Origin of the sequence: Oceanobacillus longus (assembly GCF_042650085.1) — a bacterium.
Classification (GTDB): Bacteria; Bacillota; Bacilli; order Bacillales; family Amphibacillaceae; genus Oceanobacillus; species Oceanobacillus longus.
Window position 1 is genome coordinate 1 of the sequence record NZ_JBHSAO010000011.1, and the last position, 21,971, is coordinate 21,971.

The 21,971-nt window shown below is 40.7% G+C and carries 21 protein-coding genes; 16 read left to right on the forward strand and 5 right to left on the reverse strand.

Annotated elements, in window-relative coordinates; genetic code table 11:
* Positions 1-351 precede the first annotated feature (351 nt).
* The 3 genes from ACFOUV_RS14080 (at position 352) to ACFOUV_RS14090 (ending at position 1,321) form a co-directional block, all read left to right on the forward strand.
* Positions 352-519, forward strand: coding sequence for a hypothetical protein (locus tag ACFOUV_RS14080; RefSeq protein WP_379497420.1), 168 nt, complete (start codon positions 352-354; stop codon positions 517-519).
* Positions 520-632: 113 nt separating this feature from the next.
* On the forward strand, positions 633-926 hold the full coding sequence (locus tag ACFOUV_RS14085) for a YwdI family protein (RefSeq protein ID WP_379497421.1): 294 nt from the start codon (positions 633-635) through the stop codon (positions 924-926).
* Positions 927-949: 23 nt separating this feature from the next.
* The gene (locus ACFOUV_RS14090; RefSeq protein ID WP_379497422.1) at positions 950-1,321 is read left to right on the forward strand and encodes a DUF423 domain-containing protein; all 372 of its coding nucleotides are present in this window, start codon (positions 950-952) and stop codon (positions 1,319-1,321) included.
* 32 nt (positions 1,322-1,353) lie between these two features.
* Here ACFOUV_RS14090 and ACFOUV_RS14095 read toward each other — a convergent pair whose 3' ends face one another.
* From ACFOUV_RS14095 to hemQ, 3 genes are all read right to left on the reverse strand, one after another.
* Positions 1,354-1,608: a hypothetical protein gene (locus tag ACFOUV_RS14095; protein ID WP_379497423.1), complete on the reverse strand. Its 255-nt coding sequence runs from the start codon at positions 1,606-1,608 to the stop codon at positions 1,354-1,356.
* Between the two features lie 96 nt (positions 1,609-1,704).
* Positions 1,705-2,169 carry a spore coat protein GerQ gene (gene gerQ / locus ACFOUV_RS14100; protein ID WP_379497424.1) on the reverse strand — a complete coding sequence of 155 codons (465 nt, stop codon included), beginning with the start codon at positions 2,167-2,169 and terminating at the stop codon, positions 1,705-1,707.
* A gap of 230 nt (positions 2,170-2,399) precedes the next feature.
* The gene (gene hemQ, locus ACFOUV_RS14105; protein WP_379497425.1) at positions 2,400-3,149 is read right to left on the reverse strand and encodes a hydrogen peroxide-dependent heme synthase; all 750 of its coding nucleotides are present in this window, start codon (positions 3,147-3,149) and stop codon (positions 2,400-2,402) included.
* A gap of 239 nt (positions 3,150-3,388) precedes the next feature.
* Between hemQ and pta the strand changes: the two genes are divergently transcribed.
* Entirely contained in the window at positions 3,389-4,366 is a 978-nt protein-coding gene (gene pta / locus ACFOUV_RS14110; RefSeq protein WP_379497426.1) for a phosphate acetyltransferase, read from the forward strand.
* Between the two features lie 530 nt (positions 4,367-4,896).
* Here the strand turns inward: pta and ACFOUV_RS14115 are convergent.
* Positions 4,897-5,751: a lipoate--protein ligase family protein gene (locus ACFOUV_RS14115; RefSeq protein WP_379497427.1), complete on the reverse strand. Its 855-nt coding sequence runs from the start codon at positions 5,749-5,751 to the stop codon at positions 4,897-4,899.
* An 85-nt stretch (positions 5,752-5,836) separates the two neighbouring features.
* Between ACFOUV_RS14115 and ACFOUV_RS14120 the strand changes: the two genes are divergently transcribed.
* From ACFOUV_RS14120 to ACFOUV_RS14130, 3 genes are all read left to right on the forward strand, one after another.
* On the forward strand, positions 5,837-7,156 hold the full coding sequence (locus ACFOUV_RS14120; RefSeq protein WP_379497428.1) for an HD domain-containing protein: 1,320 nt from the start codon (positions 5,837-5,839) through the stop codon (positions 7,154-7,156).
* Complete coding sequence (locus tag ACFOUV_RS14125; RefSeq protein WP_379497429.1) at positions 7,146-7,640, forward strand: YwgA family protein; 495 nt, start codon at positions 7,146-7,148, stop codon at positions 7,638-7,640. Before ACFOUV_RS14120 ends, ACFOUV_RS14125 begins: the two co-directional genes overlap by 11 nt.
* A gap of 111 nt (positions 7,641-7,751) precedes the next feature.
* Complete coding sequence (locus ACFOUV_RS14130; RefSeq protein ID WP_379497430.1) at positions 7,752-8,276, forward strand: YwhD family protein; 525 nt, start codon at positions 7,752-7,754, stop codon at positions 8,274-8,276.
* Between the two features lie 663 nt (positions 8,277-8,939).
* On the opposite strand, the gene ACFOUV_RS14135 is transcribed toward ACFOUV_RS14130, so the two are convergent.
* The gene (locus ACFOUV_RS14135; RefSeq protein WP_379497431.1) at positions 8,940-10,967 is read right to left on the reverse strand and encodes a transglycosylase domain-containing protein; all 2,028 of its coding nucleotides are present in this window, start codon (positions 10,965-10,967) and stop codon (positions 8,940-8,942) included.
* A 182-nt stretch (positions 10,968-11,149) separates the two neighbouring features.
* On the opposite strand from ACFOUV_RS14135, the gene ACFOUV_RS14140 reads away from it, so the two are divergent.
* The 9 genes from ACFOUV_RS14140 (at position 11,150) to ACFOUV_RS14180 (ending at position 21,934) form a co-directional block, all read left to right on the forward strand.
* The gene (locus tag ACFOUV_RS14140; RefSeq protein WP_379497432.1) at positions 11,150-11,590 is read left to right on the forward strand and encodes a DUF1934 domain-containing protein; all 441 of its coding nucleotides are present in this window, start codon (positions 11,150-11,152) and stop codon (positions 11,588-11,590) included.
* On the forward strand, positions 11,587-13,257 hold the full coding sequence (gene argS / locus ACFOUV_RS14145) for an arginine--tRNA ligase (protein ID WP_379497433.1): 1,671 nt from the start codon (positions 11,587-11,589) through the stop codon (positions 13,255-13,257). Before ACFOUV_RS14140 ends, argS begins: the two co-directional genes overlap by 4 nt.
* Before the next feature lie 276 nt (positions 13,258-13,533).
* Positions 13,534-15,633, forward strand: coding sequence for a (Fe-S)-binding protein (locus tag ACFOUV_RS14150; protein WP_379497434.1), 2,100 nt, complete (start codon positions 13,534-13,536; stop codon positions 15,631-15,633).
* A 203-nt stretch (positions 15,634-15,836) separates the two neighbouring features.
* Positions 15,837-17,024 (forward strand): acetyl-CoA C-acetyltransferase, encoded by a 1,188-nt coding sequence (locus ACFOUV_RS14155; RefSeq protein WP_379497435.1) that lies wholly within the window; start codon positions 15,837-15,839, stop codon positions 17,022-17,024.
* Between the two features lie 27 nt (positions 17,025-17,051).
* On the forward strand, positions 17,052-17,903 hold the full coding sequence (locus tag ACFOUV_RS14160; protein ID WP_379497436.1) for a 3-hydroxybutyryl-CoA dehydrogenase: 852 nt from the start codon (positions 17,052-17,054) through the stop codon (positions 17,901-17,903).
* Positions 17,904-17,938: 35 nt separating this feature from the next.
* A complete protein-coding gene (locus ACFOUV_RS14165) occupies positions 17,939-19,075 on the forward strand; it encodes an acyl-CoA dehydrogenase (RefSeq protein WP_379497437.1) in 1,137 nt (378 codons plus the stop codon).
* Between the two features lie 12 nt (positions 19,076-19,087).
* The gene (locus ACFOUV_RS14170) at positions 19,088-20,227 is read left to right on the forward strand and encodes an acyl-CoA dehydrogenase (protein WP_379497438.1); all 1,140 of its coding nucleotides are present in this window, start codon (positions 19,088-19,090) and stop codon (positions 20,225-20,227) included.
* 160 nt (positions 20,228-20,387) lie between these two features.
* Complete coding sequence (meaB, locus tag ACFOUV_RS14175) at positions 20,388-21,329, forward strand: methylmalonyl Co-A mutase-associated GTPase MeaB (RefSeq protein ID WP_379497439.1); 942 nt, start codon at positions 20,388-20,390, stop codon at positions 21,327-21,329.
* The gene (locus ACFOUV_RS14180) at positions 21,326-21,934 is read left to right on the forward strand and encodes a TetR/AcrR family transcriptional regulator (RefSeq protein WP_379497440.1); all 609 of its coding nucleotides are present in this window, start codon (positions 21,326-21,328) and stop codon (positions 21,932-21,934) included. Before meaB ends, ACFOUV_RS14180 begins: the two co-directional genes overlap by 4 nt.
* The last annotated feature ends 37 nt before the right edge of the window (positions 21,935-21,971 follow it).

Below are 21,971 nucleotides of genomic sequence, written 5' to 3' on the forward strand. Positions count from 1 at the left end.
AGTGGTTTGAAATCCTGCGAATAAGCGAGCATTTAAGAGTAAATTGAATCTATCTGAGGGAGTTTATACAGAATGCGATGATAATGAGCAACAAAATTAAAAAAAGCCTTGGAGTCTAACTGTATTCGGACTGTTTCGTGCAAACAGTTAATCCAAAGTCAACTTGAGCAATGTATCACGAGCCCTCCTAATTCGACCAAGGTTATTTGTCTATTTCATTCTATAAAAGTTGAGGAATAACTTAATCAGTAAATTCTGTAAATTTTAAATTTAATGTTGCTTACTATAAAAGGAAACGTTATAATGAACACATAATCTTCAGTGGTACAGTAAAAGGGGAGTGTTAGCGGGATGAAAAGCTTTTTTTACATTTGTAACAGTATGACAGTGAAGCTTGGCAGAAATTTGCAGGAAGAAGAAATCAGATTTTTGCAATGGATGTATGAACGCTATACAAAAGAACAACTGGAAGCTGAATTAAAACAGAAAGAATTTATTTTATGTACCGTGAACTCATAAATTGAAGCTCTTGAATTCCAAGGGCTTTTTCTATTGGAGTCAGTCTTTCTATAAATCGACAACCAATCATGATATAATGATGGCATTGGAAATGGCAAGTTAGGAGCGATACGATGGCAATAACAAATGGAACCATTCTAAAAAAGATGATGGATGAATTATATCAGGCGAAAGAGAGTCAGCATTCGCATGCAAAAATGGTAGCACACATAGCTAATGTTCGCTTATTAAGCGACCTTTTCCTCGAGGGAGATCAAGATGCAGAACAAGAAACTGAATTGACGAAAGAAGAAATGAAAGCAATGATTGGTGAACATTCCGGCAGTAACCACGTTCAACATCAACAAGGAACCAAATCAATGGTTAATCACGAAGAAGCGAATGGAAAATCTATCTTTGACTTTTAATGTAGAAAAGAGGTACATAGAATATGAAACTATTTTTAATTTTGGGGATAATAAATGGATTTTTAGCTGTGGCACTTGGTGCATTTGGTGCACATGGGTTGGAAGGCAGAATATCAGAAAAAGCCATTGCTACATGGGAAAAAGCAGTTACTTATCAAATGTTCCATACGATGGCACTCCTCATCACAGGAATGTTACTTTCGAGGTTTCAAAGTGAAGGACTATTAACAACTGGAGGCTGGATGTTTTTTGCTGGCATCATTTTATTTTCCGGCAGTTTGTATACATACGCACTAACATCGATCAAAACGTTTGCAATGATCACACCAATTGGGGGAGTGGCTTTTCTAATAGGCTGGGTGCTTGTTGGAATTGCAGTTATGAAAAACGTATAAGAAGATGTTCAAAAAGGCGTTATGAACATCTTCTATAATTGAAATATGAAATAAGTCGTAAACACTAACAACATCGCACCACGAACAGCTTGTTTTCCACCTTCAACAGAATGACGCGTATACATTAAAATCATGGCGTCACAAAATAAACTCAGTACAACCAGATAAATCGATAAAAATACAATGATGATATAACCGGCAACTAAAGCAGAAAAACCAATGATACATGCAAATAAAAGTGAAATTAATTCCATTTGAACTAGCTTTCTGTAGGGGTGTCTCATCATAATCGCCTCTCTCAAGTGAAGCAAATGGAATAAAGGATGACCCGATTAAATCGGTGCCATCCTTTTTTCATATTTTTACAGGACAAACACCGCATTCTACCTTGGTGGAAAGTCGGCCATCTGTTGCTGCTGGCCGTATGGATAGTCATATTCGATTTCTTCATTAAAGATGACATAGTCTAAATAAATCATTAGTAAAAGGACCCTTCTTCCAGTATCCGGCTCACTTAAAATAATATGATCCCTGCCAGCTGCTTCAATAATCCCCGTAAAAGTCTTTGCGTTCCATTGTGTATTGTTTTCAAATGTTAAATAAAAGGTAGCAAGTTTACCACGGTTCAAACGTAAAATGTTTTCAATGTATGACTGCTGTAAGGGAAGCATACCTGGTATCTCTGGAGGTTGCTGCTGTGTTTGTTGTTGCTGTTGTTGAGGCTGCGGGAACTGTCTTGTATTATACATAGGGTAATGCGCCGGGGAAACGGAAGGGTAGTAGTAGTATGGACCTCCTTGACTAGGTTGTTGGTATTGCGGATGGATGTTACCTTGATTCTCACTCATTATAAAACCTCCTGTGGATTTCTCGTTTGCCTTTTTGGGAAGAAGGGTAACTTCCCCTTGGTAATTTAATCTGATTCGGCCAGTTTTGACTCCTAGAATCCATTCCTTATTTCGGTCTGATTGTGATGCTGAACTCACTAAATAATTGTATGCCTAGACATAAAAAATGATGACAAAAAAAAGACTTTCCATCTTGTAATGAAAGAAAGTCTTTTATAAATAAGTGGTTACTATAAAGTGAAGTACGCATCCACGTTTTCTTTTGGAAGATAATTACCTACGATGAAATCGCCAAATTCAGCATATTTAGTAGTTACTTCATCAAAACGCATTTCATAAACAATTTTTTTGAACTGTAATGGATCATGAGCAAAAAGTGTTACGCCCCATTCCCACTCGTCCAGTCCGATAGAGCCAGTAATAATTTCTTTTACTTTTCCAGCGTATTTTCTACCAGTCATACCATGATCATAGAGTAATTTTGTTCTTTCTTCCTTATCAATCTCAAACCAATTAGCATCCGACCAGCGGCGACGTGCCATTGGATAGAAACATGCATGCTCCCATTTTGGCATAATCGGTCTCAAGCGATCTTTCACATATGGTGACAATTCGCGATCCTTACCTTCATCCATTGGGTTATGCATCGTCATTTCAATGATGGATACATAGGAGTATCCAGGGATAAGAAAATCACCAATTTTAGATTTATTGATTTCTGTTTTAATTTCTTCTAACTCATCCATTGTTGGACGAAGGAATACGAACATTAAATCAGCTTTATTACCGACAACCTTATATAAAGCGTGGCTGCCTTCTTTTGCTTCCTCAACAGCTTCCCATTTTGTGATTATTTCTTTGAATTCGTTTACTGCTGCTTCTCTTTCTTCTTGTGATGTTAATTTCCATGAGGTCCAGTCAAATGTACGAGTATCATGCAATGCGGACCATCCATCAACTGTTATTACTGCTTCAGCCATATTGTTTAATCACTCCTTGAATTCCTGATTCATATAAAATAACTTGTTATGTTTTTACTATAGCACAATAAGGGTAATCTAATCATATGAAAGGGGTCTCAAAGTCAATGAATTACATTATTTGTCGATTCTTTGTCAAAAGTGGTTAGCTTACAGGCGCTCTATTCTTTAAATATCCATTTAAATCGTTTATGATTGTCACTGAAAGTAGAAGAGTATTTAAATTTGGAGGTTTTTTTATGAGCACATTATTTGATCAATTAACAGATAAAGTATCATCAAAGGATAAGAAAATTGTTTTTCCGGAAGGTCTCGATCAACGTATTCTAACAGCAGCCAGTCAGTTAGCTTCTGCTGGGGTCTTAACTCCAATACTCATTGGAAACGAAGAAAGTATCAGCAAAAAGGCGAGAGAAATTGGTGTAGACGTATCTACCTGTACGATTCTTGAACCAAGCGAGTATGCAGAAATGGAAGAAATGGTTAAAAGCTTTGTCGAACGCCGTAAAGGGAAAGCAACAGAAGAAGATGCACGTAAAATTCTGCTTGACGAAAATTATTTTGGAACCATGCTTGTATACATGAATAAAGCAGATGGACTTGTAAGTGGTGCAGCTCATTCAACTGCTGATACGGTTCGTCCGGCATTACAGATTATCAAAACAAAAGAAGGTATTAAAAAAACATCTGGTGTATTTATCATGGTTCGCAATGATGAAAAATACGTGTTTGCAGATTGTGCAATCAACATTGCTCCAGACAGTCAGGATTTAGCTGAAATTGCTGTAGAAAGTGCAGTTACAGCTCGTTTATTTGATGTAGATCCTCGTGTAGCTATGTTAAGTTTCTCCACAAATGGCTCAGCAAAATCAGAAGAAACAGAAAGAGTTCTAAACGCCCTTGAAATAGCCAAGGAAAAGGATTCTGCTCTTGTGATCGATGGGGAATTACAATTTGACGCTGCATTTGTACCAAGTGTAGCACAGAAAAAAGCACCAGACTCCACGCTTAAAGGAAATGCAAATGTATTTATTTTTCCTAGTCTCGAAGCAGGAAACATTGGATACAAAATTGCACAACGCCTAGGTGGATTTGAAGCAGTTGGACCCATATTGCAAGGATTGAATAAACCAGTTAACGACCTTTCCCGTGGCTGTAACTCAAAAGATGTATATAATTTAGCAATCATTACTGCTGCACAGGCAGTAGCAGAGTAAAATAGCAAAAAATTCCTGCATCACAATTTGATGCAGGAATTTTTTTAGGTTCTTTTCATAATGTTTGTTGTTTTATAATTTTCGTAGTTGAGATGCGAACTAGGATGAGTAACTTCGGCGACCGCTCTGGGGAAATATACTGCGCTTTCCGCGGGCGGCTGGTGAGCCCTCCTCGTGCTTCGCACTGCGGGGTCTCACCGATGCCTTTCCTCCCGCTGGAGTCTTCGTATATTTCCCCAGAGCTGGTTTTAAGCTTACAAACTATTACTATTAACTGCAATATAAATCATATCACATAGCTCCACCAGTCCGGGTGAGCGGCGGGCGGTGACTCCTGCGGGAAAAGCACGTGTCCGAAGACCCCGCAGAGTGGGTTTCTCGAGGAGGCTAAGGCCGTGCCCGCGGAAAGCATCCGCCCAGAGTGAACCCGGACGGCGGGAAAAGCAGTTACTTCACAGTTTATAGATAATGTGTCAAAAACAGCCTTTTGTGGGGCGGGGAGTGGGAGTTTCGTGAATCAAATATAGCTTCTACTCCTGCATCAAAGCGATCACTTCATTCCGTTTCACCATCTGCATATATCTTTTTTCGAAAACAGCAAGTTCAGCATCCGAAAAGTCTGTCTGAACGATTTCTTCACTAAAGTCATCCAATGTGGCATGGACTCTTTGCTTCATTTCATCCACAGTCAGTTGCACACCGAGCAGTTCCGATAAGGATGCCATCACTTCTGGCTCTACTGTCGGGTAATCAAATTTGGTCGTTTCGTTCTTTTTGCTAAGATCATAAAAATGCCGAATGACAGATGCCCTCTCTTTACTGTTTCCTTCCACATCAAGATAGATTTGCACGGCTGCACCGTCTTTTACACGCCGCTGTGAAATGCCAGCGAATTTTCTGCCGCCAATACTCAAATCATAATCACCGGGGCAGTAAGAACCAACAATCTCATAAGCTTCAATAGCATCAGTCAAGTCACGGAGCATATACTGGACAAAGCTCACCATTGCTTCATAGCAGTCCTGGATGGACAGGTGCTTGACACCGGGAATAACGAGTGAGAGATTTAGAACGCCTCGATCAAGCGCAACTGCAAGCCCCCCGGAATTTCTAACAACGACATGATATGCTTGTCCCGTCAAATAGCGTACACCTTCCTCCAAAAAGGTGAGTCTTGCATCCGGAATACCAAGCACAATTGTTGGTGGATGCACCCAAAGTCGTATTGCTGGTGGGGATTCTCCATTACTGACAGACATTGCCAGAGCATCATCGACTGCAAATGAAGTCAGTGCAGTGTATGGCTTTTTATAAAACGTTTTCTCATTAGAATGATCTATATATCGAAATGTCGAATGACTTATTATTTCTTTCCAGTTTTTCATAATTGCCTCCTTACCCTTTAATCCTCTGATTATCTATTATATAATAAACTAAAATCGCCGAAAAAGAACGGATGGGGAAAATCGAATGTCATATAGAGACGAAAAATTATCGGAAGAAAAGGTATTTAAAGATCCTGTCCACCGGTATGTCCATGTGAAGGATCGCGTAATCTGGGATTTAATCGCAGCACCTGAATTCCAGAGACTGCGCCGGGTGAAACAGTTAGGAACAACGAACCTGACCTTCCATGGTGCCGAACACAGTCGCTTCAATCACTCACTTGGTGTGTATGAAATTGTACGCCGAATTATAAATAATTTCCAGGATCGTCCCCATTGGAATGAAAATGAACGATTGCTTTGTCTCTGTGCTGCATTATTGCATGATTTGGGTCATGGCCCTTTTTCACATTCCTTTGAAAAAGTGTTTAAACTCGATCATGAATATTTCACCCAGCAAATTATTATCGGAGACACGAAAATAAATGAAATACTGGAACGCGTTAGTCCAGGCTTTTCCCAAAAAGTTGCAGATGTCATTGCAAAAACGTATGAGGATAAGCTAGTAGTCAGCTTGATTTCCAGCCAGATCGATGCAGACCGGATGGATTATTTACAGCGGGATGCTTATTTTACCGGTGTTAGTTATGGTCACTTCGATATGGAACGAATCTTGAGAGTAATGCGTCCAATAGAAGATCAGGTTGTCATTAAATCAACCGGAATGCATGCCGTTGAAGATTATATTATGAGCCGCTATCAAATGTACTGGCAGGTTTATTTTCACCCAGTAACACGGAGTGCAGAGGTAATCCTATCGAAAATACTCCACCGAGCGAAATATTTGTATGAAACGAAAGAATTTACATTTAAACTAAAGCCGACCCATTTCGTCTCCTTTTTTGAAGGTGATGTCGATCTGAAAGATTACTTGAAGCTGGATGAGATGATTGTTCATTATTATTTCCAACTTTGGCAGGAAGAAGACGATGAAATTTTATGCGATTTATGTGAACGGTTCATGAACAGGCGTTTATTTAAATATGTTGAATTCAATCCGAATCTGCAGATGGATGATTGGTTAGAGCTTTATAAACTTTTCCAACAGGCAGCGATTGATCCTGATTATTATCTTGTTGTGGATTCATCCTCTGATCTTCCATATGATTTCTATCGTCCAGGGGAAGAAGAGGAGCGTTTACCAATTAATTTGTTAATGCCTGATGGAAGTTTGAAAGAACTTTCTAGACATTCGGATATCGTGGAAGCCATTTCGGGTAAAAAAAGAACAGACCATAAACTGTATTTTCCTAAAGATCGACTGAACGAACTGAAGGATGAAACTCTCAAAAAACGCATCAAGGAAATTTTGTACGCGCAAGGAGCGAAAGAAGATGTTGAATAATCATGCAAAATTAATGCAATTCTTTTCCGTAGCAAATGAAGTAACAGGGCGTAAGAAGCTGCAAAAGATGATTTATATTCTGCAGAAATGCAATATACCGTTTGAAGAAAAATACCAGTTCCATTTCTATGGACCATATTCGGAAGAACTGACACTACGTGTGGAAGAGCTGTGCAATCTTGGTTTTTTACAGGAAGAAAAAGAGGATAAAAGCAATTACTATCAATATAATTATCAAATTACAGCTGCAGGGGAAGATTTTCTGCATCAATTTTCATTGAATATGCCGGACATGACTGCAAAAGTGGACATGCTTAAAGGAAAGAGTTCACGATTCCTTGAGCTAGTTTCAACAATGTTTTATTTTGACCACCTGTCATTGGAGGAGAATATCGAAAAGGTACACACGGTGAAGCCAAAGCAAAAGTACAGCGATGAAGAAATACGGGAAGCGGTTAACTTTATAGCTACGTTAAAACAGTAAAGTATGTGTCGGTGTTACCGGAAATTTTGACCCTTAACGAAGGCAAAAAACTAAAAAGCAGGAAGTACCTATGCTACAATAATCATTAGTAAGTAATAGGAGGTGTGTAAGATGAGTTCAGATCAATCTTCAGATAAAAGGAAGAAGAATTCCTTTACGATTATAAAGGATGATTCCACAGATGGCCATGGTGGATACGGTGCTGGTACAATCAGCCTGGAAAATATGTCCCCGGTCATTGTCGACCCTAATGAAAATAAAGCCTATGTCGATATGGGTGCGATGCATGCACGCAGTGAAATAGAACGCCGAGTGAAATGGATTCCAGAGAGAGATGAAGTACCGAATGGCAAACTGTATTGGATCGTCTGGGTAAATGTGGAACGTGGAGAGAACGGCCCTTATTATGGGGGAGTGGCAGGCAGTGAAATTCGCGTTGACCGTGAAATCAAGCGTGCATATAAATCGATGGCACAACATGTTACACATATGGAAAAATCGCTTAAAGGAAAAATTATTGTCGAACATATGGATGAACATTCGAAGAAGCTACTTAAAGAATTCCTTGTCGAGTTTAATGAAGACATGTGGAATAACTCAACTGACGAACTGAAGGATGCGTTATCCATAAAATGACGAATTTGTGACTGAATGGTGAACTTATCCGGAAATTCTTGTACTTTTCATTAAAAGTTTGTAAAATATGGATACATGGGCTAACTCATGTTTGCTAGGACAAAAAAACAGCCAACGATCAGATAAGACGGACTTATCCTGACAGTTGGCTGTTTTTTTGCTTATTTTTATAAGGCTGCATTCTAAGAAATATAGACTGCGGTTACTCGCCTACAGAAAATGATTGTTGTTATTGTCACAAATTATATAAACTGAGAATTAGGAGAGGAAACTTCGGCGACCGCTCTGGGAAATACACTTACGGTTCGCGGGCGGCTGGTGAGCCTCTTCATGCTGACGCATTTCAGAGTCTCACCTATGCCTTTCCTCCCGCAGAAGTCTACGTGTATTTCCCAGAGCTAGTTAGTAGGGATGCTGACTATTACTAGAATCGCGGGTAGCTGTTATAGCATCATACAACTTCACCAGTCCGGGTGAGCGGCGGGCGGTGACTCCTGCGGGAAAAGCACGTGTCCGAAGACCCCGCAGAGTGGTCTTCTCGAGGAGGCTGAGGCCGTGCCCTAAGGATGCGCATCCGCCCAGAGCAATCCCGGACGGCGGAAGAAGCAGTTACGTCGCATTTCATCTCAACTACGAGAATCATAAAGCAACCAAACAGTCATCTTAGAAAAACACATCAAACCATCGCTCGAAAACGCCTTTTTTCTCCGTGTCTTCCACATGCTCTATTTCTTCCACCGAAGAGTCATGTTCGGAACAATAGCTCCGCGGTTCGGTGCCTTTTTCATAATACATCACTCTACTCGTCCCACAATCTGGTGTGGCACGTTTTCCTGTTGCGGGATCAATCGGAATACCAACGACTCCGGATGGCATGGCAAATGCATCCTGTGCTTGACCCTCATGTGCCGCTTCCATAAACGATGCCCAAATTTCCTTTGCATAGGCTGACTCAGAAACTAGTTCCATGTTTCGGTTGTCATCATAACCTGTCCAGATTCCAGTAACGATGGAAGGGCTGTAACCAATCATCCAACTGTCGGAATTTGTTGTTCCAGATTTTCCTGCATATAGATTTGTTAGCTTATTTGTTATCCCGGAACCTGTTACAGAGGTGTAGCCATTCATCTCCTCATCAAACATGCCCGTCATTAAATGTGTTAAAATAAATGTTTTTTTAGGATCGAGCATTTTCTTACGTGAATCCAACTTCTTTTCATAAACCTTTTTTCCGTGTCGATCGACAATTTCCTCAATGGTATAACTATCAACTTTCTGTCCACCATTGGCAAGCATGCCATATGCAGCCGTCATCTTTTCGACCGAAACAGACGCCGTACCAAGTGCCGATGCGGGAACAGCTGGAAAATCGCCTTTTAGCCCAAATTGTTCTGCGGTCTCAACTAACTTTTCCGGTCCAAGATACATATTTGTTTTTACAGCGTACACATTATCCGATAAGGCAAGTGCCTGTGCCAAAGTAATCGGTTCATTGGCATAATAACCATTAAAATTGTTTGGCTTATAGACTTTTCCATTATCCATTTCAAAAACGGTCGGTTTGCTCATTAACTGTGTACTTGCGGTGTAACCATGGTGTAATGCTGCATAATACAAAAGCGGCTTAAAAGTGGAACCAGACATTCTTTTTGCATCCACAGCCCGGTTATAGCTGCTTTTCTCATACTCTCTCCCACCTACCATCGCTAAAACCGCTCCAGTATGAGGATCCATTGAAATTGCTGCGGTTTCGACGTCGCTCGTGCCCTTGATCGTTTCAAGGATGGTATCCTCCAAGTGCTTTTGAAATTTACTATTTAATGTAGTATGAATTTGATAACCGCCCGCTCTTATTTCACTCTGGTCAAGATTGAGCCAATGGGAGGCTTCCTGTAACACCTCATCCTGAAAGTAAGGGGCTGCTCCTGGGTTTTTAGGGGTAACAGAATAGACCAGTTTTTCTTCTAACGCAGCTACTTTCTCTGTTTCAGAAATAATATTTTTTTCGCGCAATGTTTGTAAAATGAGTCGTTGCCGTTGGTTTGCATTCTCCTCATTATTTAATGGAGAATAATAGGTAGGACCTTTAGGAATTCCTGTGAGCATGGAAACTTCCGCCAATGTTAAATCTGTGACTGTTTTGTTAAAGAAGTAGTTGCTCGCTGATTCGATTCCATAGGCACCATGCCCGTAGTAAATCGTATTTAAATAGCCTTCGAGAATTTCCTCTTTGGAATAAAACATTTCCAACCGAACGGTATAAAAAGCTTCTTTTATTTTGCGTGTCCATGTTTTTTCTGGAGATAAAAACAAATTTCTCGCATATTGCTGTGTCAGTGTACTAGCACCCTCTCTTAAAGAAGTACTCGTAATATTTTTCAGAATTGCCCCACCAATCCGTTTGTAATCAAATCCTTGATGATCAAAAAAATGCTGATCCTCTATCATTACAGTTGCATCGAGAACAAGGGCTGGTATGTCATCTAATGGTATCCAATGCTTTGTCCGTACATCCCGTTTCTCGCCAATAATCGTATCGTTTTGATCATATATAATTGTTGCTTGGTCTCCAGCAAGCTTAGGTGGCCCCATTAGGAAAGCCAACAAATAAATGGTAGCCAAAGAAATAATCACTAAAGCAAAGAGAGAAAGGATAAGTTTATGAAAGTGCTTTTTAGGCCAAAATCGCATAATCGTAATCTCCAATATAAAAATGTTAGTATTCCCATTATGGGATACTGCAATTGGATATAAACACAGGAAACAGAAATTTCTATATTTACCTAATGCAGATAAAATCAATATAAACATTGATTATCCCTATCATTTATCGCTATAATAGGGACATTAAAGTGATAGATAGAGGCGATTATATGGATTCATTCCAAAAGAGAGTAAACATTAAACTCCTTACTGTCATTGAAGATAATGGTCAAAAGGAGTACAATAATCAAATCCAGTCAGGCGATTATTTCCGAAAAAAAGATTTGGATGTATTGATCTTTGAGGAAAAATTAGATGACGGTTCCGTTATTAAAAATTTAATTACGATTCAGAAGGAAAAGGTCAATATAAATAGATCTGGTGCAGTTATCATGAATCAGAAATTTAAGGCAGACCAACGAACAGAGAATATATATCATCATGCCCATGGAAAAATACATATGGAGACATTTACCGAAACAATTGCATATAGGGTAGCAAGCGATTCCGTGGAAGGTCACCTGACCATCAACTACAACGTTCAATTAAATGGACAGGATAAGCGAAAACATAAACTAGAGTTGATATATAAAGAGGAGGAAAATCAATGAACGTTTTGGAACAAACAGAAAACACATTGAAACAGGAAATCGCAGCCGCTGTTATTCGGGCAAAGCTTGCAACAGAAGAAGAGCTGCCAGCGATTATTCTTGAAAAACCGAAAGATAAAGCACATGGTGATTTTGCAACAAATATGGCGATGCAACTGGCACGTATTGCAAAAAAAGCACCGCGTCAAATTGCTGATGATATCGTAGCGAATCTGGATCAGTCCAAAGCTTCCATCGAAAAAGTAGAAATTGCTGGACCGGGGTTTATTAATTTCTTTATGAAAAATGATTTTCTAGGAGAAATTATTCCGACAATCCTACAAGCAGGAGAAAATTACGGTAAAACAAATGCCGGTAATGGCGAACGGGTCCAAGTAGAATTTGTTTCAGTTAATCCTACAGGCGACCTTCACTTGGGTCATGCTCGTAATGCAGCTTTCGGTGATGTGCTTTGTAATGTGCTAACCGCTGCTGGGTATGAAGTGGAACGTGAATATTATATTAATGACGCAGGTAATCAAATTGACAACCTGGGACTTTCTGTAGAAGCGCGTTATCTTCAGGAACTTGGGGAAGATGTGCAAATGCCGGAGGATGGTTACCATGGACAAGCAATTATTGATATTGCAAAGAAACTCGTTGCAGAACATGGAAAAGAATTTGTTTCCAAAGATCAATCGGAACGGCTGACTCATTTTAAAGAATACGGCTTAAACGCTTCATTGAAAAGTATCGAAAAAGACTTACAGGATTTCCGTGTTACATTTGATAGCTGGTTTTCGGAGCGGTCACTATATAAAAATGACAAAATTACCGATGCATTGCATACATTGGAAGAAGGAAATTTCACGTATGAAAAAGACGATGCAATGTGGTTTCGTACAACCGACCTTGGCGATGACAAGGATCGAGTGTTAATTAAACAGGACGGCAATTATACTTATTTGACGCCGGATATCGCATACCATAAAAATAAATTGGATCGTGGCTTTGATTATATTATTAATGTATGGGGTGCGGACCATCACGGGTATATTCCAAGAATGCGCGCGGCTATCCAGGCACTTGGATACCCGGTTGAAAAGTTTGACGTGAAAATTATTCAAATGGTTAATCTTTTTGAAGGTGGAGAAAAGGTTAAAATGAGCAAACGGACAGGGAAGGCTGTTTCATTAAGAGAGTTAATGGATGAAGTTGGTGTTGACGCAGTTCGTTATTATTTTGTAACACGCTCCAATGATTCTCAGCTTGATTTTGACATGGATTTGGCGCGAGCGCAATCCAACGAAAACCCAATTTTTTATATACAATACGCACACGCCCGTATCTGCACAATGCTTGAGCAGGCAAAAACGAAAGGCTTTGCAGCAGATGATAACTTTGATACAAACTTACTGACAGCAGAAAAAGAAATGGATTTGCTGAAGAAATTAGGGGAATTCCCGCAAATCGTAGCAGATGCAGCGGAGAAACATACACCACATAAGGTAACACAATATGTATTCGATCTAGCATCACTACTGCATAGCTTCTACAATGCGGAAAAAGTACTCGACACCGATAACAAAGAAAGAACCAATGCACGCATCGCCCTTATGAAAGCTGTTCGCTTAACACTAGCCAACGCAATGGCACTCATCGGCGTATCCGCACCGGAGAAAATGTAATAACAAAAGCGGAGGCGCTAGCAAGGGACCTTCGTGTGCATGCACGGTGCAGTTTATCGGCGAATTACCGATTTTATCAGTCAATCCGGGAGTTTTAACGGCGAATTGCCAATCTCCCGGATTTTCCCTTATACAAAGATTCGGAATTTTAACAGAAATCTATTGACTGAATGATCGTTCAGGTTTAAAATAGTAGTAATGATTTTTCTAAAACTATTTATTCGGAAAAATGGAATCGCTATCATTTTAAAATAGAATAAACAAAGGGGGCGCAGTATGGAAACTTTTATGATTATAAACTGGATCGCATTTCTAATTATTACGTTTTATGCACTTTATTTATTTGTAAAAGTCGTTACAACAAGAATTGCTTACATAAGACTCGGGCATAAATCCGAGTTTGATGGCGAAATAAAATTGCGCTTGCAAAGGGTCTGGAAGATTGTATTCGGTCAATCCAAACTACTGAAAGATAAAAAATCTGGAACAATTCATGTCATGATGTTTTACGGTTTCCTTCTTGTTCAATTAGGTGCGATTGATATGTTCGTAAAAGGACTTTCGCCGGGAAATCATTTACCATTTGGAATGTTCTATCCTGGTTTTGTATTTTTCCAGGAACTCGTTACATTAATGATTCTAGTAGCTGTGGCGTGGGCCTTCTATCGTCGCTATATGGAAAAGCTCGTCCGTTTGAAACGAGGATTTAAAGCAGGACTTGTTTTGATTTTTATTGGAACACTAATGGTCTCTGTATTATTCGGTAATGGGATGGCTATGATTTGGCATGGACATGACCCGGCTTGGACAGAACCTGTTGCAAGTTTAGTAGCAATGACATTTGGTTGGTTATCAGAAGGAACAGCAATGGTATTATTCTATGTAGCCTGGTGGGTACATACAATTACCTTATTGTCCTTCCTTGTATATGTACCACAATCAAAGCATGCTCACTTAATTGCGGCGCCGATAAATGTTTTCTTAAGTAAACAGGTTCCTGGGAAATTGAAAAAAATAGATTTTGAGATGGATGAAGATAGTGAGGAAGAAGTTGCATTCGGCGTCGGTAAGGTGGAAGACTTCGAACAGCATCAAATGCTTGATTTTTATGCCTGTGTAGAATGTGGACGCTGTACGGATGTCTGCCCTGCATCAGGAACAGGGAAAATGCTTTCGCCAATGGATATTATGGTTAAAGTTCGTGACCACTTGACTGAAAAAGGGGCGGCAGTGACAGGGAAGTCCGCATGGGTTCCATCGTATGCTTTTTCAGGAGCAGCAGGAAATGTGGCAAGTGCAAATAAGGAGGCAGCGGCTACAGTTCAAAGTGCAAGTCTAATCGGTGATGTGATTACAGCGGAAGAGCTTTCCGGGTGTACAACTTGCCGAAACTGTGAAGATGCTTGTCCAGTAAATAATGAACATGTAGGAACTATTATTGATATGCGCCGTTATCTCGTCATGACAGAAGGGAAAATGGATTCCGATATACAACGTGCAGTAACAAATATTGAGCGTCAAGGAAATCCATGGGGACTATCCAAAAAAGACCGAATTAAATGGCGTGATGAGGATGAATCTGTGTACATCCCAACGGTTAAGGAACTGAAAAAAGAGGACAAAGAATTTGAATATCTTTTCTGGGTAAGTTCGATGGGATCATTCGATAGTCGCAGTCAGAAAATTGCAATGGCCTTTGCTAAATTGATGAATCAGGCTGGTGTAAGCTTTGCTATTTTAGGTAATACAGAGGCAAACTCTGGAGATACGGCACGTCGTATCGGGAATGAATTTTTATTCCAGGAAATTGCAGAGAAAAATATAAAAACATTTGAAAAGAATGGTGTCACAAAGATTGTTACGATTGATCCGCATGCTTATAATATTTTCAAAAATGAGTATCCGGATTTCGGCTACGAAGCAGAAGTATATCATCATACCCAACTGCTTTATGATCTTGTGAAAACGGGTAAACTGAAACCACAGCGCGCAATAAATGAAAGATTAACTTATCATGATTCCTGCTATTTAGGAAGATATAATGGGGTTTACGATCCGCCAAGAGAGATTTTGACAGCAATCCCAGGACTTGAGTTAGTTGAAATGAATCGCAGCCGTAAAAATGGAATGTGCTGTGGTGCAGGCGGGGGACTGATGTGGACGGAAGAAACAACCGGAAATCGAATTAATGTAGCCCGTACGGAGCAGGCATTAGCCGTTCAACCGACGATGATTTCTAGCGCTTGCCCATACTGCCTAACGATGTTAAGTGATGGAACAAAAGCAAAAGAGGTCGATGAAGATATCAGTACAATGGATGTTGCTGAAATTCTGGCAATATCTGTATTCGAAGGAGAACAATCAAAAACTGCATAAGATAACATGTTAGAATAGTAGAGGGGCTTGCTTTGGAGACCCCTCTATATTTCGAAATATGTTGAGCGAGCGTTCAATCGAGATCTCTGTAGGAAATCAATACATATTCCGTAGACAAAAATATAGCGATCTAGTTCAATTTCTCCAAATTTAAATTAGCCTTAGCAAAAACGAAATCATAGTTCAAGAAAGGATGAAAATAGATGAGAAAAACAGTTATCGTTTCAGGAGCACGAACACCATTTGGTAAGTTTGGTGGAGGTTTGAAACCTTTAACCGCATCACAACTTGGGGGAAAAGCAATTAAGGAAGCATTGAACCGCGCTCGGATGGACGGTTCCGAAATTGATGAAGTAATTATGGGTACCGTTTTGCAAGGTGGACAGGGTCAAATACCTTCTCGACAGGCAGCGCGAGTTGCTGGCATGCCATGGGAAGTGAAAACCGAAACAATCAATAAAGTATGTGCATCAGGACTTCGCAGTGTAACACTTGCAGATCAACTGATTCGCCTTGGAGATGAAGATATTATCGTAGCGGGTGGAATGGAAAGCATGAGCAATGCACCATACTTTCTCCCAGACACACGTTGGGGAAGCCGAATGGGCGATAAAAGCGTTGTCGATATGATGGTTCATGATGGACTGACTTGTACATTTACCGGTGGTCATATGGGGAATTATGGAAACTCTACTGCGGAGGAATTTGAGCTAACACGTGAATCACAAGATGAATGGTCTTACCGCAGTCACAAGCGGGCAATCCAGGCAATTGAAGGTGGAAAGTTTGCCGAAGAAATCGTTCCCGTTGAAGTCCCGGTACGGAAAGGTAATCCAATTATTGTAGATACCGATGAAGCACCACGGAAAGATACAACAGTGGAAAGTTTAGCAAAACTGAGACCAGCTTTTGATAAAGATGGAACGATTACTGCAGGAAATGCACCTGGAGTCAATGACGGTGCATGTGCATTTGTTGTCATGGGAGATGACAAGGCAGCGGAACTAGGGAAAACACCAATGGCAACCATTCTTGGCCATGCAGAAGTAGCTGTAGAAGCTAAGAATTTTCCGCAAACACCAGGACTTGTTATTAATAAATTACTTGAAAAAACGGGACATTCCAAAGAGGAAATTGATTTATTTGAAATTAACGAAGCTTTTGCAGCAGTATCGCTTGCCAGTGGGAAAATTGCCGGAATCGATAATGAAAAAGTAAATGTGAATGGTGGTGCGGTTGCATTGGGTCATCCGATTGGTGCAAGCGGAGCACGTATTATATTAACTTTAATTCATGAACTGAAACGACGTGGTGGTGGTCTTGGCATTGCAGCGATCTGCAGTGGTGGCGGCCAAGGTGACGCGGTGTTGATTGAAGTCCCGAAGGCTTAATAATTCATTCAAGGAGGAGTTTCACGAATGTCAATTAAAAATGTAATGGTTATTGGTGCAGGACAAATGGGGGCGGGCATTGCACAGGTTTGTGCGCAATCCGGTTTTGAAGTACTGCTCCATGATATGAACGAAGAAGCACTGCAAAAGGGTCTCAAAAATATAGAAAAACTGCTTGCCCGTAATGTGGAAAAGGGGAAAATGTCTGCAGAAGACAAATCCGTAACGATGAATCGATTATCCCCCTCCAGTGATTTAAAGGATGCAGCTGCATGTGATTTGGTTATTGAAGCGGTCGTTGAAAATATGGATGTAAAAACAAATATTTTCCGTGAATTGGATCAGTATGCACCAAAGCATGCAATCCTTGCTTCCAATACATCCTCCTTACCAATAACTGAAATTGCTGCTGCTACCGATCGACCCGACCAGGTCATCGGGATGCATTTTATGAATCCGGTTCCAATTATGAAACTAGTGGAAATCATCCGAGGACTTCAAACGAGTGAGGAAACCTATGAATCGATTAAAGCGATGACAGATGAGCTGAATAAGACGCCTGTCGAAGTGAAAGATTTCCCTGGGTTTGTTTCCAATCGTATTCTAATGCCGATGATCAATGAAGCAATTTATACGGTATATGAAGGTGTCGCATCACCAGAAGATGTTGATCGTGTCATGAAACTAGGGATGAATCACCCAATGGGACCGCTCACCCTGGCAGACTTCATCGGACTGGATACTTGTCTTTATATTATGGAAGTCCTCCATGAAGGCTTTGGAGACAGTAAATACCGCCCGTGTCCATTACTGAGGCAATACGTAAAAGCAGGCTGGCTAGGCAAGAAGTCCGGGCGAGGATTCTATCAATACAACTAAGCTAGTAACCCACGCCCTAAGAGAGGTGCATGAATATGATAATGAATTTTACCGAAGAGCAAAATATGGTAAGAAAGATGGTTCGTGATTTTGCCCAAAAAGAAGTCGCAGGTGAAATTGAAAGAATGGAAGCGGAAGACCGATTTCCGATTGAAATTGTCCGCAAAATGGGTGAGCTTGGCTTAATGGGAATACCAATCCCTGAAAAATATGGTGGCGGTGGAATGGATTTCAAGTCCTATATCAGCACGATTCATGAGCTTTCGAAAGTGAGTGCAACTGTTGGAGTCATATTATCCGTGCATACATCAGTTGGAACAAATCCAATTTTATATTTTGGGAATGAAGCACAGAAAAAAAGATTTATTCCGAAACTTGCAAGTGGGGAATACCTTGGTGCTTTTGCCCTGACAGAGCCTAGTGCCGGTTCGGATGCCGGTAGTCTGAAAACAACTGCCAAAAAGGATGGCGACAACTATATATTAAATGGTTCAAAGGTTTTCATCACCAATGGCGGTGTGGCAGATACATATATCACCTTTGCAAGAACTGGTGAAAACGCCAAAGATATCAGTGCATTTATCGTTGAAAAGGATTCACCTGGTCTTGTGATAGGGAAGAAGGAAAAGAAGATGGGACTCCACGGCTCGAACACAGTCCAGCTGATTTTTGATAATTGTGTCGTTCCTAAAGCGAATCGATTGGGTGAAGAGGGCAAGGGATTTCAAATCGCGATGGCCAACTTAAATATTGGTCGGATTGGGATTGCGGCCCAAGGACTTGGAATTGCCGAGGCAGCACTTGATTATGCAGTAGCATATGCAAAGGAAAGAGAGCAATTCGGTAAACCGATTGCAGTTAATCAAGGCATCTCTTTTAAACTGGCGGAAATGGCAACAGCAGTTGAATCTGCAAAACTATTAACCTATCATGCTGCAGAACTTATCGAAAAGGGAATTTCATGTGGAAAAGAAACCTCCATGGCAAAAATGGTTGCGACAAAAGCTGCAATGACGAATGCACTTGAAGCCGTTCAAATATTTGGTGGTTATGGTTATACGAAGGAATACCCTGTGGAGCGGCTATTCCGTGATGCAAAGGTAACAGAAATTTATGAAGGAACCAATGAAATTCAACATATTGTTATTGCCAAGCATCTATTAAATAATTAAGGAGAGATGGAGATGAATTTTAATTTAACCGAAGAGCAGGAAATGCTCCGTAAAATGGTCCGAGATTTTGCAGAAAAGGAAGTAAAACCAACAGCTGCCGAACGAGATGAGGAAGAACGCTTTGACCGTAGCATTTTTGATAAAATGGCGGAACTCGGACTGTCTGGAATTCCATGGCCGGAAGAGTACGGTGGTATTGGATCAGATTTTGTCAGTTATGTAATTGCAGTGGAAGAGCTATCCAGAGTCTGTGCATCTACCGGTGTAACCTTGTCTGCGCATCTATCACTTGCAAGCTGGCCAATCTATAAATATGGAAACGAAGAACAGAAGAAAAACTTCCTGAGAAGACTGGCAACCGGCGAAGCATTGGGAGCCTATGCATTATCAGAGCCAGCTGCCGGCAGTGATGTCGTTTCGATGAAAACAACCGCCAAGGAAGATGGCGATCACTATGTTTTGAACGGAAATAAAGTTTGGATTACCAATGGTGGCGTTGCAGATATCTATATCGTATTTGCCAAAACAGATGCCGATGCAAAACATAAGGGAATCAGTGCATTCATCGTTGAGAAGGGTACAGAAGGATTCACATTTGGTAAAAAGGAAAGAAAATTGGGAATCCGCTCCTCTCCAACGACGGAATTAATTTTTGAAAACTGCCGTATCCCGAAAGAAAACATGCTCGGTGCAGAAGGAGAGGGCTTTAAAATTGCTATGTCAACGCTAGATGGTGGCAGAAATGGAATCGCAGCTCAAGCATTGGGTATCGCTCAAGGCGCTCTCGATGCTGCTGTTGAATACGCAAAAGGCCGTGAACAATTCGGCAAGCCAATCGCAAATAATCAGGGGATTTCCTTTAAACTTGCTGATATGGCTACCGAAATTGAAGCAGCTCGTCTATTAACCTATCAAGCTGCATGGCTGGAATCGGAAGGGCTTCCATATGGAAAAGCATCCGCAATGTCCAAATTGTATGCCGGAGATGCAGCAATGCGCATTACCGTCGAAGCAGTACAAGTATTTGGCGGCTACGGCTATACCAAGGACTATCCGGTGGAACGTTACATGCGCGATGCGAAAATAACGCAAATTTATGAAGGAACAAATGAAATTCAGCGTCTCGTTATCGGAAGAATGCTAACGAAATGAGAATGTGCGCCGGATTTGCGGAATAAATATGATATCCGCGGAATCGCGCGCCAAAATCGCGGAATAAATATCATAATCGCGGAATTCCACACCTAAATCGCGGAATAAATACTATATTCGCTGAATCCAGCACCTTACACGGAAAGGAGCACCAATCAACATGCATGAAATCGTTGAACGGATGAAACAAAAAGATGTACGCGCACTAGCAAGGGCGATTACCATGGTGGAAAACGACCATCCAGAGAAGCTTGAGCTCTTGAGCGATGTATTTTCACTGGATAAACACGCCATATATATCGGAATTACCGGTTCGCCAGGTGCTGGGAAAAGTTCTCTCGTTAACCGACTCATTACACTTATACGTGATGAGGGCAAAACCGTTGCTATCCTTGCTGTAGACCCTACTAGTCCGTTCAGCGGTGGTGCACTGCTTGGTGACCGTGTACGAATGAATCAGCATTTTACAGATGATGGAGTCTATATTCGGAGTATGGCAACCCGGGGAAGCCTTGGTGGCCTTTCCCGCGCTACAAAAGATTCGATACGAATATGCGATGCCTTTGGGTTTGATGTCGTCATTGTCGAAACGGTTGGTGTTGGTCAATCCGAACTTGATATTATGAAAGTCGTCGACACAACAGCTGTCGTCCTCACCCCAAATAGTGGCGATGTACTCCAGATTTTCAAGGCAGGAATTATGGAAATTGCTGATCTCTTTGTTATCAACAAGGCTGATTTGCATGGGGTTGGAAAGCTGAAAGCACTCCTACGAGAGCTTGTGATGAGTTCGGCAACAGAAGATCATATTATCCCCATCGTGAAGACAATAACTACCGAAAACAAAGGAATCGATGAACTCTGGGGGAAAATAAACGAGCATCATGAATATTTATATTCCACACAGAGCGGCAAAAAGCAACGTGAACAACAGCTTGAACTTGAGGTGCATGAATTAATACGCGAAGAAATCTGGCGAGATATAAAATCATTTATGGAAAAAAGTGATGATCTTCCTTCCATCGAAGCAGATACAGATCCATACCAGTTGGCGAGTGACTTGTTTGCAAAGTGGAAAAAGGAAGGAGGAAAGACAACATGACCGAGGAAAAAATCCATTCATCCGTTAAAGACCAGGAATTAATAACAATACGGAGAAACCAAATTATCAAAGGTGCCATTAAACTTTTTAAAGAAAAAGGATTCCATCGTACGACCACAAGGGAAATCGCAAAAGAGTCTGGGTTCAGCATTGGAACACTCTATGAATATATTCGGACAAAAGAAGATGTCTTATTCCTTGTCTGTGATTCCATCCATGAGCAAGTGAGGGAACGAATTGCACAAGCTGTTGACTTGGAGTATCCATCCATTCCCAATATGCTAAAGGCCATTCGTTCTTTTTATTACTTAATGGATGAGATGCAGGATGAGATTGTGATCCTTTACCAGGAAGTTAAATCATTGAAAAAGGAAACAAGAGATTATGTCCTACAGAAAGAGCGCGATATGGTAGGACTCATCGAAAAGGTCATTACCGCGTGTACGGAAGATAAACTTTCGAAGCAGGAAGTAGTGCTGCTGGCAAATAACATTGTTGTTGAGGGTCATATGTGGGGCTTCCGCAGATGGATTTTGCAAAAACAATTTTCGCTGGATGAATATGTGGGTATGCAAATGAAGCTTATTGATTACGTAATAAAGTGAACCTTCAATCAGTGAGAGATCTTACTGCTCGTTAAGG

What these genes read in the sequence shown, in the direction of transcription:
- ACFOUV_RS14155 (WP_379497435.1), top strand. Translation starts at nt 15,837, where the DNA reads ATGAGAAAAACAGTTATCGTTTCAGGAGCACGAACACCATTTGGTAAG.
- ACFOUV_RS14135 (WP_379497431.1), bottom strand. Translation starts at nt 10,967, where the DNA reads ATGCGATTTTGGCCTAAAAAGCACTTTCATAAACTTATCCTTTCTCTC.
- ACFOUV_RS14125 (WP_379497429.1), top strand. Translation starts at nt 7,146, where the DNA reads ATGTTGAATAATCATGCAAAATTAATGCAATTCTTTTCCGTAGCAAAT.
- gerQ (WP_379497424.1), bottom strand. Translation starts at nt 2,169, where the DNA reads ATGAGTGAGAATCAAGGTAACATCCATCCGCAATACCAACAACCTAGT.
- argS (WP_379497433.1), top strand. Translation starts at nt 11,587, where the DNA reads ATGAACGTTTTGGAACAAACAGAAAACACATTGAAACAGGAAATCGCA.
- ACFOUV_RS14130 (WP_379497430.1), top strand. Translation starts at nt 7,752, where the DNA reads ATGAGTTCAGATCAATCTTCAGATAAAAGGAAGAAGAATTCCTTTACG.
- ACFOUV_RS14080 (WP_379497420.1), top strand. Translation starts at nt 352, where the DNA reads ATGAAAAGCTTTTTTTACATTTGTAACAGTATGACAGTGAAGCTTGGC.
- ACFOUV_RS14115 (WP_379497427.1), bottom strand. Translation starts at nt 5,751, where the DNA reads ATGAAAAACTGGAAAGAAATAATAAGTCATTCGACATTTCGATATATA.
- ACFOUV_RS14120 (WP_379497428.1), top strand. Translation starts at nt 5,837, where the DNA reads ATGTCATATAGAGACGAAAAATTATCGGAAGAAAAGGTATTTAAAGAT.
- meaB (WP_379497439.1), top strand. Translation starts at nt 20,388, where the DNA reads ATGCATGAAATCGTTGAACGGATGAAACAAAAAGATGTACGCGCACTA.
- ACFOUV_RS14170 (WP_379497438.1), top strand. Translation starts at nt 19,088, where the DNA reads ATGAATTTTAATTTAACCGAAGAGCAGGAAATGCTCCGTAAAATGGTC.
- ACFOUV_RS14150 (WP_379497434.1), top strand. Translation starts at nt 13,534, where the DNA reads ATGGAAACTTTTATGATTATAAACTGGATCGCATTTCTAATTATTACG.
- ACFOUV_RS14095 (WP_379497423.1), bottom strand. Translation starts at nt 1,608, where the DNA reads ATGATGAGACACCCCTACAGAAAGCTAGTTCAAATGGAATTAATTTCA.
- ACFOUV_RS14165 (WP_379497437.1), top strand. Translation starts at nt 17,939, where the DNA reads ATGATAATGAATTTTACCGAAGAGCAAAATATGGTAAGAAAGATGGTT.
- ACFOUV_RS14160 (WP_379497436.1), top strand. Translation starts at nt 17,052, where the DNA reads ATGTCAATTAAAAATGTAATGGTTATTGGTGCAGGACAAATGGGGGCG.
- ACFOUV_RS14140 (WP_379497432.1), top strand. Translation starts at nt 11,150, where the DNA reads ATGGATTCATTCCAAAAGAGAGTAAACATTAAACTCCTTACTGTCATT.
- ACFOUV_RS14180 (WP_379497440.1), top strand. Translation starts at nt 21,326, where the DNA reads ATGACCGAGGAAAAAATCCATTCATCCGTTAAAGACCAGGAATTAATA.
- ACFOUV_RS14085 (WP_379497421.1), top strand. Translation starts at nt 633, where the DNA reads ATGGCAATAACAAATGGAACCATTCTAAAAAAGATGATGGATGAATTA.
- ACFOUV_RS14090 (WP_379497422.1), top strand. Translation starts at nt 950, where the DNA reads ATGAAACTATTTTTAATTTTGGGGATAATAAATGGATTTTTAGCTGTG.
- hemQ (WP_379497425.1), bottom strand. Translation starts at nt 3,149, where the DNA reads ATGGCTGAAGCAGTAATAACAGTTGATGGATGGTCCGCATTGCATGAT.
- pta (WP_379497426.1), top strand. Translation starts at nt 3,389, where the DNA reads ATGAGCACATTATTTGATCAATTAACAGATAAAGTATCATCAAAGGAT.